At 41.1% G+C, this 14,392-nt stretch carries 14 protein-coding genes; 4 read left to right on the top strand and 10 right to left on the bottom strand.

Annotated features, from left to right (window positions below; translation table 11 throughout):
* The 7 genes from RM368_RS30625 to RM368_RS30595 all read right to left on the bottom strand — a co-directional run.
* The coding region (locus RM368_RS30625; protein WP_322697542.1) for a leucine-rich repeat domain-containing protein at nucleotides 1-1,045 on the bottom strand (1,045 nt) is incomplete at its 3' end.
* Nucleotides 1,046-1,391: 346 nt separating this feature from the next.
* Nucleotides 1,392-1,781, bottom strand: a complete 390-nt coding sequence (locus RM368_RS30620; protein WP_322697541.1) for a type II toxin-antitoxin system VapC family toxin — start codon at nucleotides 1,779-1,781, stop codon at nucleotides 1,392-1,394.
* Nucleotides 1,771-1,980 (bottom strand): hypothetical protein, encoded by a 210-nt coding sequence (locus RM368_RS30615; protein ID WP_322697540.1) that lies wholly within the window; start codon nucleotides 1,978-1,980, stop codon nucleotides 1,771-1,773. Before RM368_RS30615 ends, RM368_RS30620 begins: the two co-directional genes overlap by 11 nt.
* A 13-nt stretch (nucleotides 1,981-1,993) precedes the next feature.
* On the bottom strand, nucleotides 1,994-2,167 hold the full coding sequence (locus RM368_RS30610; RefSeq protein WP_322697539.1) for a hypothetical protein: 174 nt from the start codon (nucleotides 2,165-2,167) through the stop codon (nucleotides 1,994-1,996).
* 97 nt (nucleotides 2,168-2,264) lie between these two features.
* Complete coding sequence (locus tag RM368_RS30605) at nucleotides 2,265-2,471, bottom strand: hypothetical protein (protein WP_322697538.1); 207 nt, start codon at nucleotides 2,469-2,471, stop codon at nucleotides 2,265-2,267.
* A 180-nt stretch (nucleotides 2,472-2,651) separates the two neighbouring features.
* On the bottom strand, nucleotides 2,652-5,243 hold the full coding sequence (locus RM368_RS30600; protein ID WP_322697537.1) for a chloride channel protein: 2,592 nt from the start codon (nucleotides 5,241-5,243) through the stop codon (nucleotides 2,652-2,654).
* Nucleotides 5,244-5,549: 306 nt separating this feature from the next.
* The gene (locus RM368_RS30595) at nucleotides 5,550-5,915 is read right to left on the bottom strand and encodes a hypothetical protein (RefSeq protein WP_322697536.1); all 366 of its coding nucleotides are present in this window, start codon (nucleotides 5,913-5,915) and stop codon (nucleotides 5,550-5,552) included.
* A gap of 203 nt (nucleotides 5,916-6,118) precedes the next feature.
* Between RM368_RS30595 and RM368_RS30590 the strand changes: the two genes are divergently transcribed.
* On the top strand, nucleotides 6,119-6,574 hold the full coding sequence (locus RM368_RS30590) for a DUF4288 domain-containing protein (protein ID WP_322697535.1): 456 nt from the start codon (nucleotides 6,119-6,121) through the stop codon (nucleotides 6,572-6,574).
* Nucleotides 6,575-7,022: 448 nt separating this feature from the next.
* Here RM368_RS30590 and RM368_RS30585 read toward each other — a convergent pair whose 3' ends face one another.
* Together RM368_RS30585 and RM368_RS30580 are read right to left on the bottom strand one after the other, a co-directional pair.
* Complete coding sequence (locus tag RM368_RS30585; RefSeq protein WP_322697534.1) at nucleotides 7,023-7,520, bottom strand: DUF6174 domain-containing protein; 498 nt, start codon at nucleotides 7,518-7,520, stop codon at nucleotides 7,023-7,025.
* A 215-nt stretch (nucleotides 7,521-7,735) separates the two neighbouring features.
* Complete coding sequence (locus tag RM368_RS30580) at nucleotides 7,736-7,933, bottom strand: hypothetical protein (RefSeq protein ID WP_322697533.1); 198 nt, start codon at nucleotides 7,931-7,933, stop codon at nucleotides 7,736-7,738.
* A 122-nt stretch (nucleotides 7,934-8,055) separates the two neighbouring features.
* Between RM368_RS30580 and RM368_RS30575 the strand changes: the two genes are divergently transcribed.
* Nucleotides 8,056-9,408, top strand: a complete 1,353-nt coding sequence (locus RM368_RS30575) for an MATE family efflux transporter (protein WP_322697532.1) — start codon at nucleotides 8,056-8,058, stop codon at nucleotides 9,406-9,408.
* 107 nt (nucleotides 9,409-9,515) lie between these two features.
* On the top strand, nucleotides 9,516-10,709 hold the full coding sequence (locus RM368_RS30570; RefSeq protein WP_322697531.1) for an MFS transporter: 1,194 nt from the start codon (nucleotides 9,516-9,518) through the stop codon (nucleotides 10,707-10,709).
* A gap of 295 nt (nucleotides 10,710-11,004) precedes the next feature.
* Here the strand turns inward: RM368_RS30570 and RM368_RS30565 are convergent, their stop codons facing one another.
* A complete protein-coding gene (locus RM368_RS30565) occupies nucleotides 11,005-11,400 on the bottom strand; it encodes a hypothetical protein (RefSeq protein ID WP_322697530.1) in 396 nt (131 codons plus the stop codon).
* 739 nt (nucleotides 11,401-12,139) lie between these two features.
* On the opposite strand from RM368_RS30565, the gene RM368_RS30560 reads away from it, so the two are divergent.
* On the top strand, nucleotides 12,140-14,269 hold the full coding sequence (locus RM368_RS30560; RefSeq protein WP_322697529.1) for a hypothetical protein: 2,130 nt from the start codon (nucleotides 12,140-12,142) through the stop codon (nucleotides 14,267-14,269).
* The last annotated feature ends 123 nt before the right edge of the window (nucleotides 14,270-14,392 follow it).

Genomic DNA, 14,392 nt, shown 5'->3' with positions numbered 1-14,392 from the left:
GAATCTGGGTTATTTGGTTAAAACTGAGGTCAAGCTGCCTCAGATTGGTTAAATTGGCGATCGCCTCTGGAATCTGGGTTATTTGGTTGTAACTGAGGATAAGCTGCCTCAGATTGGTTAAATTAGCGATCGCCTCTGGAATTTGGGTTATTTGGTTGTCATTGAGGTGAAGCTGCGTCAGATTGGTTAAATTAGCGATCGCCTCTGGAATCTGGGTTATTTGGTTAAAACTGAGGTCAAGCTGCCTCAGATTGGTTAAATTGGCGATCGCCTCTGGAATCTGGGTTATTTGGTTAAAACTGAGGTAAAGCTCGGTCAGATTGGTTAAATTGGCGATCGCCTCTGGAATCTGGGCTATTTGGTTGGAACTGAGGTCAAGCTCGGTCAGATTGGTTAAATTGGCGATCGCCTCTGGAATCTGGGTTATTTGGTTAAAACTGAGGTAAAGCTCGGTCAGATTGGTTAAATTGGCGATCGCCTCTGGAATCTGGGTTATTTGGTTGCCACTGAGGTAAAGCTCGGTCAGATTAGTTAAATTCGCGATCGCCTCTGGAATCTCGGTTATTTGGTTGTTACGGAGGTGAAGCTGCATCAGATTGGTTAAATTCGCGATCGCCTCTGGAATCTCGGTTATTTCGTTGTCACTGAGGTGAAGCTGCGTCAGATTGGTTAAATTCGCGATCGCCTCTGGAATCTCGGTTAGCTCTACTCGAATTAAGATAAGTTCCTCTAAATGTAGTATTTGCGTTACCACATCGGGAATGCTCTCTAAAGGATTTCCACTAATATCCAACTTACGCAAATTAGGCAAACCCAATAGTTCCAGAGGAAGCGTTTTTAAATTGTTGCCTGAAACCTTCTCGATATGGCGGTTTCTTACGAATTCATAACCTTTAACCTTCTTTCCCAAAATCAAAGACTCAAGCTGCTGCAACTTACCAATTTCTACAGGTAACTCAGTCAACTCTTGCCCCGACAAGTCTAACTCTCGCCAACCCTCAGCCACGGCGCGATCTATCAGTACCAATAACTCATCCTGCGTCATAATTCCAAGGAAAAGGGTGAGGAAAGAAGATTGATAAAGATGATCTTATACCAATTCGTAATTCGTAATTCGTAATTCGTAATTAAGAAAGTCCGAGCTAGTAAGGATTTGAGGGTTTGAATCTGTTGCTGGATTTTAGAGAATTAGTATTAACTAATTAAAGAAAAATGCTAAATTATCACTTGTTGGCGATGCCTGCGGTGGTCACTGAGCGCAGCCGAAGTGCGGGCTACGCCAACGCGCCTTGAGATGATAGGAAAAGCGATCGCTGTTTGAGATATTGCAGATTTAGGCGATCGCGCTGAGATTGATGGGAAAAAGCGATCTCAAAACATAATAGCTATCATTACCAATGCTCTATAACCAATCCATCCACATAATCAAAATCTGAATCATCGGTAACAAGCACCCAACCATGTTCTAGACAGTGCGCTGCAATCCAAACATCATTCATAGGAATTGGTCGCCCTTTGCGTTTCAAACCCAAACGAGTCTGAGCATAGATAACTGCCGTTCGCTTTTCCACAGGCACAACCGCACAAACTTCTATAAACTCCAAATATCGAGGAAGATTTTTCAACGGTCGAGTCGAGTTCTCAGCCCCAAATAGTAACTCTCCCACTACTACGACCGACAAAAATATTTCTGGTAACGCCAATACCCTTGAAACAACATCAGGATCGCCATTTAGAAAACGTACTGCAACAGAAGTATCTAACGCAATTTCACCACTCATTTAAATCAACCTGACGACAATCAGTTTGAATTGCTTTCTGTAAATCAGCCGCCTCATCATCACTCAAAATACCCGCAAATTTTGCTAGAGGATGATGACTACGCGTTGCCTGAACCCGATGCAAAAAATCTAACATTACTTTGACTAACTCATCTGGAAGCTCTGCAATTTCTTGGATAAGCTGCTCGCGGCTAGTCATATATTTGCCCTCTTTAGCAAAGTTTATCGTCAATATTATAACGAATAGAGATGTGGCGATCGCACATATCTAAATTTGGTTTCGGCGTTGCTGAATCAAGGGATGATTCTTGTGGGGTGGGCATCCTGCCCGCCCGGAAATACAAGGGACGGGCAAGATGCCCATCCCACAAAACTAGTAAAATCATCCCGCAATTATGCAACGCCTTGGTTTCTAGCTATCTCTGTGATTATACCTGCAATCAATTTTGGAGTTCGCAATTGTTGATTTGGAATTCGCAATTGTTAATTTGGAGTTCGCAATTGCTGATTTGGCGTACGCAATTGTTGATTTGGAGTTCGCAATTGTTGATTTGGCGATCGCAATTGCTGATTTGGCGTACGCAATTGTTGATTTGGAGTTCGCAATTGTTGATTTGGAGTTCGCAATTGCTGATTTGGCGTACGCAATTGTTGATTTGGCGTACGCATTTGCTGATTTGGCGATCGCATTTGTTATTTTTGAGTAAAGCAAACGCCTGCCTTACCAAGGGTACGGTGTATATACAAGTCTGAAATAGCCGATCAACCAGGGTTTTACCCCACCCTAACCCTCCCCTTGCAAAGGGGAGGGAACTAGATTTTCCGGTTTCCCCCCAATGCATCGGGGGGATTAAGGGGGGTAATTCAACATTAAGTTTTAACCATGATAACCGTACAGTTACTCTTGCGAGAAATATTCTCGGCAATATTTCCTTGAATCGCTTGTTGCAGTAGACTTTCACGGCTAGCCCCTAAGACAATCACATCACTGTTGTCAAGTTTTGCACAATTAAGAACAGCTTCAGAAACAGAATTGGCACGAACGGGAGTAGCCATCACTTTACCGCTAACTCGGCGTTGCAGAAAGCGAGCAGATTTATCTAATAATGTTGTGTCAGGAATCGAGTTAGTCGGCTGGAAAACTTGACATAGCTTGATTTCGGGTGATGTACTTAAAGAAGCCAGAGCCGGTAATAATTTAATTGCTTGGCTGGAGTTAGGGCCCCCTGCCATTGGTAACAACCAACGGTCAAAGGATCTTTTATCATCTAATTTAGCCAAGATAACATCACAACCTGCCTGTCGAATTATGGTATCCACCACTCGGCTAAAAACTCTACCAGGAGTTGATGTATTGCCTTTCCATCCCATCAGCACCAAGTCAATGTGTCGTTCTTTGACAGTCTCCAAAATTGCCCCAGCAACATTATGGGCAACTCGGATCTCGGTATGAACGGGAATCCGCCACTCTTCTCCTAACATTATTGCCCGTTGCAAAAGTTGAAGACTTTTGCTGATTTGCACTGGTGTTTCCGATGGGATGCGGCTAGACGAAACGATAATCACTTGTAGGCATTCTATTTCGTAATTACGATCTTTGGCGATCGCAACTGCCATGTCTAGTAAAGTCTCGGCTGTTTGAGGATGTGAAAGTGGTACTAACAACCTTCCTTTGCCTGTAGCCGGAGCGCGAGTTTGGTAAACCACATAAGAAGGTGCTGATTTACGTTCTATTTGTTCGCTATTACCACTCAGTCGCTCTGCTTCTACACGGATAATATCACTACGAGTAATAATTCCTATGAGCTTGCGATTTTCTGTAACGGGTAAGCAGCTGAGGTGATAACGATTGAGTATATGCAGTACATGAGCCAGTGTTGCTGTGGGATTTACTGTCACTGGCTCTGGTGTCATAATCTCGCCGATAGTTGTATCTTTGCCTGACTGTTGCGAAGCAATACTAACTAAATCTTCCTGAGTCACAATACCCACAACTTTACCTTTTTCTAAAACTGGGAAGTTGCGATGGTGAGAGTTGGAAAATGCCTGTACTGCTTCATCAGTACTCATTTGGCTAGAGAGAGTTTCCACACGCCGTTGCATCACATCTACGGCACTCAGTTGCGCCAGAAGCCCCTCTGTGCTTGGCTCCTTGGTGATGTGAATCCCTTTCCACTCTAGTAGAAGGTCGTAGAGCGATCGATGGTCAATTTTTTCTGCTACTAAATAGGCAACCACAGACGCAATCATGAGCGGTAGCACCAGATTGAAATCTGTTGTCATCTCAAATACAATGACAACTGCTGTAATTGGTACTTTGGAGACGGCACTAAAAAAAGCAGCCATGCCGACATGAGCATAGACTGTTGCAGCACTCATTCCCAGTAAACTGTGTTCCACAGCACCTACTAAGTAACCAAGGGCAGCTCCCAAGGCTAAGGTGGGAACTAGTAAACCCCCTGGCGCTCCAGAGCCGTAGGTAAAAATAATTAGGATAAACTGAACTAAAAGAGCGATCGCGGCAAATGACCAATTAGTATTACCCACCAGCAAAATTTCTCTCAGCCCAGCATGATCGCGAAAGGTATCAGGTAAAAAAGCGATCGCCGCACCAGTAACTAACCCAGCGATTCCAATTCGCCAGGATAAACTCAACCTTACCAGGCGGCGGTTAATTGCTAGACTCTCAAGAATACCTTTATTAAATAGAATACCTAGAAGTCCCGCCAGCACTCCTAAAATCAAGTAGAAAGGGATTTCCTGAGCAAAAAAAGTTGTATCGGGAAGACCTAAATTTAGATGATTCAGATCCAGGCTGTGACTACCATAGAGCCGGGAAATCACTGAAGCGATGAAAGAAGCCAAAATCGCAGTACCAAGAGTGATACCTGACACATCTTGGAGTAATTCTTCGACTACAAAAAGTACACCTGCGATCGGTGCATTAAAAGCCGCAGCTAACCCAGCCCCGGCTCCGGCGGCGATTAGTTGGCGACGATGCTCTGGTGAAGTCGGTGCCCAGTTACTAAGTTGATTTGCCAAGGCTGCCCCAATTTGGACAGTTGGCCCTTCTCGTCCTAAAGGCATTCCCGAACCCAACACTAATGTAGCGCCGATCAACTTGACCAAAGCAATCCGTAGATTTAATGGCATTGGCACGCGAGCCAATACGGCTTTGACTTCAGACATCCCACTACCTGATGCTTCCGGTGCGAAGCGCTCTACTAGCCAACCAGCTAAAAATCCCCCTGCTAGTCCAACACCTGGTAGCACCAAGTAGGCAGACCAATGGTAAGAAAGATGCACTCGCCATGCGCCTGCCCAATCCACTGCCTGTCCTAACAAAACTGCCGCTAACCCAGAAACCAGACCAATCAGGCAAGCTTCCACAAAAGCCAACCGCCTGGGTCGAAGCAACTGACGCCAAAGCCTCAACCAGAAAATTTTACCCTTGACTAACATATTTTTAGCGATCGCTTGTCATCTATGAAGGTATATAAATGTCTAAAATGTCTTACCGTTCACCCTATTCATAGCTTTTCGTAAAAAAATGAAATCAGAATGAAATTTTTCTATGCCTAAAGATAGATATGTGCAGTAGGGGGTACAGTTATTTATAATGTTTTATACCAAATTGACTATGAGTTTATTAATATCACAGATATTTCGCCAATCCGTGAGATGATTCAAAACTTAGTAAAGTCTTTGGGGTTGGCGTTAGGATTTACGCATAAAAATTGTCTAGAAAAATTGAGTGTAAATTTACTATTAACGCTGCCAATCATACATTAATCGTCCGTGGCGATCGCGCACAAGTTCCCATTCTCCATGACGATATCGTTGTCCGTGATAACGTATAGAGCGATAGCGTCGTCTATAATAATGTCGTCGATTCCACTGGCGTTGATAGTAATAGTTTCCAGTCCGATGCCGCCTATGATAACGTCGTCGAGTCCGTCGGTGAGCTAACAAAAACTCTTCACTTTGCTCTCCTACTAATTTTGTCTGTGCGTCAATACTTTGTTGATTGAGAACATTGTTGAGAGTGTTCTCTTTGGCTTCAGCTAAAGTAGGTGGATAAATGAAGGCTAATAACAGGAACGCAATGGAGGATAGCTTTTTGAAACGGTTCACGTCTTTGCTTTTCCTAAACTATTGGTAATAATTTTATTTAATACTTAAGTTTAGTAATTATATAGTTCAAAATTCACAAATTTGAGGAACGCAAATGTAATTGCAAGTACATATAGCAGTTCCCATTCAGATAAAGTACAATGTTGTATCGCTTAATATAGTTGCTTAAGCATTATTAGTAAAAATTTTGAGTTTTATAAGCAATGGCATACATTCCAAAGGATGCAGAGTGGTATATCGCTGAATTGGTAATCGAGTGTAACGTTGAGGGAAATCCACATAATGTTATTCATGTAAATATTGTTCTTGTCCGTGCTTCTTCATCAGAAGATGCTTTTGAGAAAGCCGAAGAACTTGGTTATCAGAGTAACGACACATATCTCAACCCCAAAAATCAAACTGTAACTTTTATTTATAGAGGCTTACGGCATCTCGATGTAATTCATGATGAATTAGAACATGGTGCTGAACTGATGTTTGAAGAAAAAATTGGTATATGTGAAAGCGAATTACAACAAATGCTGACTCCAAAATCTCAGCTAGCTATCTTTCGCCCGTTAAAACCAATAGATCCATCTAAGCCAGACTATACGAGTAAAGAAATTATGGATGAAGTCGCAAAAATGATGAGTGGCGATAGTGTTATTGAAAGACTTTAAATACTTCAGCCCAACAGTGCATTCGCTATTCTAAACCTTTATAGAGCTAAGGTCATAAATACGCTGTTAGAGGTTGTTTGAAAAGTGGTTGGCTGTGATTTTAGGCACTAACCGATCCCCCCTAGCCCACGCCAGTCGCTCATGGGGGAAACCCCCAAGACCGCGCTGGCTCCCCTTAAAAAGGGGGGAACCGGAATCAAAGTCCCCCTTTTTAAGGGGGATTTAGGGGGATTTAGGGGGATTTAGAACGTTTTGTTACCAAGAAGAAAACTTTTCAAACATCCTCTTAGGATCGTCAATAGACATCTTGCGAAATTTACTTTTGCAAGAGGTCGGAGACAGGTTAAAGGTTAAAAGGAAAATGGAAATTAATTCTATCCCTTTCCCCTTAACCCTTTCTCCTTTCCCGCACAAATGCCAAGAAGTCTAATGCTCTCCTTAGCCATAGTTAATTAGTTTTTTGCAGATTGCTAATTGTCAAAAATATTTCATCATCAGCAATCTGGCTATTATAATCAATGTTAATTTGAGTTGGATAACCAAGTGTTGGATCGTATTGTACAGTCAAGTTTGCTGCTTTACGAATCAGCGCATCCCTGATGATATCAAATAGTTTAGGAATTGTATTATATTGTTTGAACAATTCTGCCTCAGCTGGCTTTTGAGTTGCTTTATAAGTAATAGAACTTGTGACTCGATTACGTACTTTAATAATCACTGGTTCTGTGGCTTTAGGTAAACAATTGCAACTTCTAGTGAATTCATAGCGGTAATTAGAGATTTTTTGCCGTTTCCATAATCGGTAATTAATCTTAAATTGTTCTAAGTTTAAACTACTAGGCGCGGGGGTTGTGGCTACCTGTATAGCAGGAGGTTGAGATATTACAGGTGCACTAAAACCTAAAGATGCTACTAAAACAGCACTAATTGCAATTGGTAAGCGCATATAAATCCATTCTTAACTCCAACTGCTTACTTTAACGTAGCTTGAAGATGATTGCCAAAACATTGAAATTATTTGTGACACTCAAAGCTAGTAGTCTGCCAACCCAAAATTGCTATGTTTGGACTGGGAAAAGGGGAAAGGGAAAAGGGGAAAAAATTAAAACCTTTTCCCTTTACCCCTTACCCTTTACCCCGCCAAGGAAACTTGGCGAACTACTAGTATGGAATTTTCAGCTTCATTGGCGATCGCGGCTTGAAGGCTGCTTCCGGGGATAAACTATCGCCCATAGCGAAGATTATAAAGCTCGATCCCACAAAAGAATCAACCAAACATTTGATAGATGTCGTGTTAGTTTTACCTGCTTGCAATTCATCTTTTGTTAAGTCTTTCCTGCCGAACGCTCTGCTAACCACTGTGACGGTAATCCTCTGATTCCATTAAGATAGATTCAAGTTCTCAGGAGCAATATCTCCTGAACATGGGTTTAGAATTTTGAAAAAACCCTTTGTTCTTCACATCGGGTTATCAGCTGTATATGTTTTCTGAAGTTAAAAAATGTCTCATGTTAGCCGTACCTTTGGCAGCAGCACAACTGGCTCAATCTGCAACTGGTTTTGTCGATACGGTAATGATGGGCTGGTTGGGAAGTCAAACCATTGCATCTGGAGGTTTGGGAACTGTTATCTTTACTTTTTCTCTATTGATTTTTAGTGGTATCGTTTCTGCTGTCAGTCCGTTAGCTGCCCAAGCATACGGAGCCGGAAATAAAGAAAAAGTTGGCACAATTGTCCGGCTTGGACTAGGGATATCTCTGGTGCTAGGAATACCAATTACATTGCTGCTTTACAATGGAGGTGCTTTACTACTTTTACTAGGACAGGATGCTAACACAGTCGCACTAACAGAGATTTATTTAAGAGCGATCGCACTGGGTTTTATTCCTGGTTTGGGCTTTGCAGTACTTAAAAGTTTTCTTTCTGCTCTATTGCAACCGCAATTAATCATAGTGACAGTGGTCTTGGGTACTCTGTTCAACATTACAGCTAACTATGTGCTGATGTTTGGCAAACTGGGATTCCCGGCGCTGGGTTTAGCTGGTATCGGTTGGGCAAGCACGCTTTCACTTTGGAGTATGTTTATTACTTTGGCAGTTTATATATACAATCAGCCTCGCTTTGCAGTTTACGGTATTTTTCGACCTTCGTCTCAAGAAGCCTTTCCTCTAGAGCATCGCCGGATCGTTGGCGAGATTTTTCAAGTTGGATTGCCCATCGGAGGGCTGATTGCGGTCGAAGGCGGACTATTCACCGTTGTCACTTTGTTGATTGGACAATTGGGAACCAATGCCCTGGCTGCTCATCAAATTGCTTTACAAACAATTTCGATGTCATTCCAGATGGCAGTAGGCATTTCTCTAGCAACAACAGTTCGTGTTGGACAGTTAGCCGGACAGAATGACTTAGTTGGCACTCGTCTAGCTGGATATGTAGGCATTGCCATTGCAGCTTTAGCTATGGGTGTAGTAGCCCTTGCATTTTGGCTAGTACCAAAGTCGATTATTTCTCTTTATATTGACATCAACAATCAGAACAATGCAGATGTGGTTGCCCTCGCGGTGAAGTTGCTAGCAGTCGCGGCCATTTTTCAAATAGTTGACGGCGTGCAAGTTACTGCCGCAGGAGCATTACGCGGACTCAAAGACACCCGAATCCCAATGTTGATTGGCTTTTTTGCTTATTGGTGTGTTGGTTTATTCACTGGTTATACTTTTGGGATCTCGTTGGGGTCTGGAGCTATTGGTCTTTGGTGGGGATTGGCTATTGGTTTAGCCAGCGCTGCAATCATCCTAACTTGGCGGTTTAGCACCAGGAAAACTAATAACTATTGAAGAAGTCAGGAGTCAGAATTCAGGAGTCAGAATTCTGTTTTGATAAACAAGAGATGAAGCTAAAGACAAAAGTCCTCAAGCAACTAAATTATAGTGAATTAGGTTGAATGAAAAAACAAATCTCAGGTAACGGATTAACTAAATTTCAAGTACTGATTATGGCGATCGCATCTGGGGTGTGTGTTGCTAACGTTTATTATAATCAGCCAATTCTCAAAGATATTGCATCTTCTTTTCAAGTTAGCGAAAGTGAAGCGGGTAGCATATCTGTGCTTTCGCAAGTTGGTTACGGTTTTGGGCTTTTCTTTTTAATTCCCTTGGGCGATAAAATCAACAAAAAAACATTAATTCTTTCTTTACTTATATGTTTGTTTTGTTTGTTGATAGCCATGACGTTTTCACAGAATATCGTCCAAGTTTGGATATTGAGTATAGCAATTGGAATTACAACAGTCTCCGCTCAGGTTATTCTGCCCTTAGCGGCAAGTATAGATAGAGTAACTACAGGACAAACTGTAGGCAGTATTTTTACTGGTATATTGATTGGAGTTTTAGGAGCAAGGGTTTTTAGTGGATATATTGCTGAAAGCTTGAGTTGGCGTTATGTATATGGATTTTCAGGAGTAATGATTTTAATTGTTACTGTCTTACTAAAGATTTACTTACCTAATGTAAATAATGAATACACTGGGGATTATTTTGATTTATTAAAATCAACGCTTCAACAATTAAAACGCTTTTCCTTATTGAGAGAAGCGTCTTTAATTGGGGGATTAATGTTTGGTGTCTTTTGCTCATTTTGGACAACGTTGACTTTCCATTTAAGCGGAGCGCCTTTTAACTTCCAATCTGACACAATTGGGATGTATGGCTTTGTGGCGATCGCAGGTGCATTAATGGCACCAATTTTTGGTAAATTAGCCGATAGAGGTAATTCCCAACGTTCCTTAACTATTTCCGTATCTCTGGTGATTGCAAGTTTAGTAATTGCTAAAATTGCTTCTAGTTCAGCGCTGGCGATCGCTGTTGCTGTATTGTTACTAGATGTAGGCGTACAAGCAATTCAAGTCACTAATGTGGCAAGAATATATACTCTTGATGCTCAATCGAACAGTCGCATCAATACAGTGTACATGACTACCTATTTTATTGGTGGTGCTGTCGGTACTAGCATTGGTCTATTATGCTGGAATTTTGGGGGCTGGAATTTGGTGACTTGGCAGATGTTAGTTTTTACTTTGCTTGGATTTATTGTTATTGTCAGACCCAAAATCACTACAGCAAGCATAAATAATAAATAGACTTCTTTGGCATTTGTAGGGCAAAGGGTAAGGGGTAAAGGGGAAAGGGATGGAATTTCCTCTTACCCTTTAACATCAGTCCCTTTCCCCAACCGGAAAGCAAAAGTCACTTTTGCAAGAGACTCCATGAGTGGAACTTACAAGGAACAATAAAAATATCTCTTCCCCAGTTCCCAGTCCCCAGTTCCCAGTCCCCAGTCCCCAGTCCCAAGTCCCTATTTTTAAGGCAGGTCTAATTATCCCATCCTTTTGGTTAAGAAAGGTTGTGATTTTAGTCTACATAATCTGTTGGTATTTACGAATCAACAGTGTTATTTGAAGCTATTGGGCGGCTACCATCTATATCTATAGTATTTTTATCTTTAAATTTACTCTTAGCGATCGGACGTTGACCATCTATGTTAAGAACTTCCTCAACTTCAAAATCACTAGGGTCAATTGGACGCTCACCGTCTACAGGTAGCACCTCATGTTCTTCAAAATTACTCTTAGCGATCGGGCGTTGACCGTCTATATCAATTGTTTGATCGCTAAGATTTTTATCTTTTGCAATTGGGCGTTGACCATCTATATCAATTGTTTCCTCAATCTTAATGTTACTTGGATCGACTGGACGATGACCATCTACATTAATTGTTTTCGTTGACTTTTGAGTTTCATTAGATAGTGAATTTATCTTAGTTTCATCCACTTTTTTATCCCGTTTTAAATTCTTATTACTCTTTGTTTTGTTTTTGTTATCCATGTTTTTTATTTTTCTTCTACTAGGCTATCTATCTGCTATACATATCATTTTTAAAACTGTTTCTCTCTTTATCTAAAGAGACTAATTTGAGTAAATAGCAGGAAAATCTGTTTATATAATATGTAAGATACTGAAGTAGAATCAAAAAATCCTCTACCACAGTACAGAATATATCTCTGACTTGAGAGGGATTTTTCATCTTTTAAAAAATACTTAATTAAATTGCTGGAGGAATGTGAGATTTTCTATAACTGGCAGGAGGCATCTTTTAGTGTTTTTTTGTGCCTTGACGCGAACTTCTAAATATTTTTATGCAAGTCGTCTAGGTTCATTTTCATCCCAAATCAATGTCCGTGCTGTAACAACCAAGGAAACTTATTCTTATGGTGTAAATACAAAATAGATTTTAGTTGTTTTGATACTTCTAAGTAACAGTAAAAACCTTTGTATTCAATCAAATAATATTTTAAGTAGTTATAACAAATTATACATAAACTTTATAAAAATATTGACAAAGTATTTTTATTTTGCCAAAACGTTTATATCAACAATCAGCTATTAACAAGCATTACGTCATTTTCTAACTCAAGAGAGAATGCATACCGCATTTCCACTTAATTTTATACTGCTTAGTTTTATTTGCTAAGTATTATCTCTAAATTCATTCCTTTACCAATGAGACTGTATGAGCATTCGCTTTTTCCATATTCCTTTAAGGAAAATAATCCGCTTTTCTATGCTGGCTGTAGCTACGACTGTAGCACTTACAACCGTTGAACCTAGTCGCAGTAGTACTACATCTGGGTATCAATGGAATCAAGTCTCTATAGGAGGAGGAGGCTATGTTACCAATATTTATCTGCATCCTTTAGAGAAGAATTTAGCCTACATTAGAACCGATATAGGTGGCTTTTATCGTTGGAATTCGCTAGAGAAGAAATGGATTCCATTAATAGATCACTTTGGGTCTGATAAAAGTAACTACTATGGCGGAGAAGGATTAGCGCTTGACCCTAACAATCCAAATATTGTCTACATCGCAGCAGGCAAATATACTAAGGCTGGCTTAGGAACAATCTTCAAATCGACCAATAAAGGTCAAACCTGGAACAAACTAAACATAGATTTGCCAATGGGTGGCAACGAAACTAAGCGATGGACGGGGGAAAGGCTGGGAGTTAATCCATTTAATCCTAATATTATCTTCTTTGGTTCGCGTTTGGATGGGCTATGGAAGTCGGCGAATGCTGGTCAAACATGGAAAAAAGTAAGTTCTTTCTCTGGAAAACCTAATGCATCCATTGGTATTACAGGAATTTTGTTTAGCAAAAAGAATGCTGGCTTGGTTTATGCAAACGCCTATGGAGACGGAATATATAAGTCTACCGATACAGGTGTTACCTGGAGCAGAATAGCCGGAAGCCCATCAAAAGCAAATCGAATGGTGCTTAATAGCAATGGAGTGCTGTATGTAACGCACACTTCAGGAGTTAGCAAATATGCAAATGGGGCTTGGAGCAATATTACACCGACTAACATCAAAACTATTTCATTTAATGGGCTTTCTGTAGATCCCAATAACTCTAATCATGTTTTAGTTACTTATGACCAATACCATGAAAGTACTAACTACTCTAGAGTCTTTCAATCTACCGATGGTGGCGCTACATGGCAACAGAAAAGCCATTCATTGAATCCTCAAGTACCTTGGTGGCCAAACTGGTATTTTGCTTCTGCGGCCTCAGCGATTGAATTTGACCCAAATATTGCTGGCAAAATTTGGTTAACAGACTGGTATGGAACCTGGCAGACAGACAATATCAATGCTAACAAGCCTATGTGGTCTAACTATGAAAAAGGACATGAGGAAACAGTTGCTTTTGAACTCATTTCACCTCCAAAAGGCTCACTATTGTTAAGCGGTTTGGCTGATGTAGAAGGCTTTAACCACGGCCAGAAATTAGATACTTACCCATCTACTCAATTGGGTGGTAGTAACGGCCCTTGGTATCAAGAAACATACAGCATTGCCTACAGTGAAAAAGATCCCTTACGTATGGTACGCGTTGGCGGACATCGAGGATTCAATACCTTTACAGGAGGAACTTCCACAGATGGCGGACATACCTGGAAGAACTTTTCCTCATTTCCGCAAAACATTATGCCACTACGGGTAGCTATGTCTGCAAATAATCCAAGTTTGTTTGTAGCGATCGCCAGCGAGAAACAACCTATACGTACAACTAACGGTGGAGCTACTTGGAGTGGAGTATCAGGTTTACCCAACGGGCCCAAGGGGCCGTGGTACTGGGGTCAACCATTGGCGTCAGACAAAGTAAATGGCAATATTTTTTACTACTACAACGATGGCAAAGTCTACCGCAGTCAGGATGGAGGTGCATACTTCAGTCTTGTCAACTCAACACTTCCTAGCGAAGATTGGTCTATGCTCAAAACAGTTCCGGCGGTAAGTAACGAAGTTTGGATAAGTCTCAATTCAAATGGGCTTTATCGTTCAACAAACGGTGGTACGAAGTTTGACAAAATAGCTGGTGTGGAGAAAGCTTATTTATTTGCCTTTGGCAAACCACAAACAGGAAGTACAATTCCAGCACTATATTTATATGGCAAAATCATTGGTATGGGAAAAGGAATTTTCCGTTCTTTGGATCGAGGGCAAACATGGACAAACATCTCTAATCCTCTATATCCCATCGGCAATGTCCCGAACGTGATGGAAGCTAGCAGACAGCAATTTGGGCTAGTCTTCATTGGCACCGACGGTAAAGGAATCTACTATGGAAAACCAAATTAATCCAAATTAATGACGTTGCATTCCCTACAGAATTGTATGTCACTACCTGGGTATCGCTGTTGTCGCCAGAAGTTATAAGTTTAAGATAACGTAGACGCTTTGGCTTGCCGCAGACTACCGCAA

The organism is Nostoc sp. DedSLP03 (genome assembly GCF_034530815.1).
Taxonomy (GTDB): Bacteria; Cyanobacteriota; Cyanobacteriia; order Cyanobacteriales; family Nostocaceae; genus Nostoc.
The sequence above is the reverse complement of the archived record's forward strand: the minus strand, read 5'-3'. Positions and strand labels throughout refer to the sequence as shown.

Excerpts from the sequence above, each read along its gene's own strand:
- RM368_RS30605 (WP_322697538.1), bottom strand. The coding sequence starts at position 2,471 with ATGCGATCGCCAAATCAGCAAATGCGTACGCCAAATCAACAATTGCGT.
- RM368_RS30575 (WP_322697532.1), top strand. The coding sequence starts at position 8,056 with ATGTTTTCTGAAGTTAAAAAATGTCTCATGTTAGCCGTACCTTTGGCA.
- RM368_RS30590 (WP_322697535.1), top strand. The coding sequence starts at position 6,119 with ATGGCATACATTCCAAAGGATGCAGAGTGGTATATCGCTGAATTGGTA.
- RM368_RS30585 (WP_322697534.1), bottom strand. The coding sequence starts at position 7,520 with ATGCGCTTACCAATTGCAATTAGTGCTGTTTTAGTAGCATCTTTAGGT.
- RM368_RS30560 (WP_322697529.1), top strand. The coding sequence starts at position 12,140 with ATGAGCATTCGCTTTTTCCATATTCCTTTAAGGAAAATAATCCGCTTT.
- RM368_RS30610 (WP_322697539.1), bottom strand. The coding sequence starts at position 2,167 with ATGATTTTACTAGTTTTGTGGGATGGGCATCTTGCCCGTCCCTTGTAT.
- RM368_RS30600 (WP_322697537.1), bottom strand. The coding sequence starts at position 5,243 with ATGTTAGTCAAGGGTAAAATTTTCTGGTTGAGGCTTTGGCGTCAGTTG.
- RM368_RS30620 (WP_322697541.1), bottom strand. The coding sequence starts at position 1,781 with ATGAGTGGTGAAATTGCGTTAGATACTTCTGTTGCAGTACGTTTTCTA.
- RM368_RS30615 (WP_322697540.1), bottom strand. The coding sequence starts at position 1,980 with ATGACTAGCCGCGAGCAGCTTATCCAAGAAATTGCAGAGCTTCCAGAT.
- RM368_RS30570 (WP_322697531.1), top strand. The coding sequence starts at position 9,516 with ATGAAAAAACAAATCTCAGGTAACGGATTAACTAAATTTCAAGTACTG.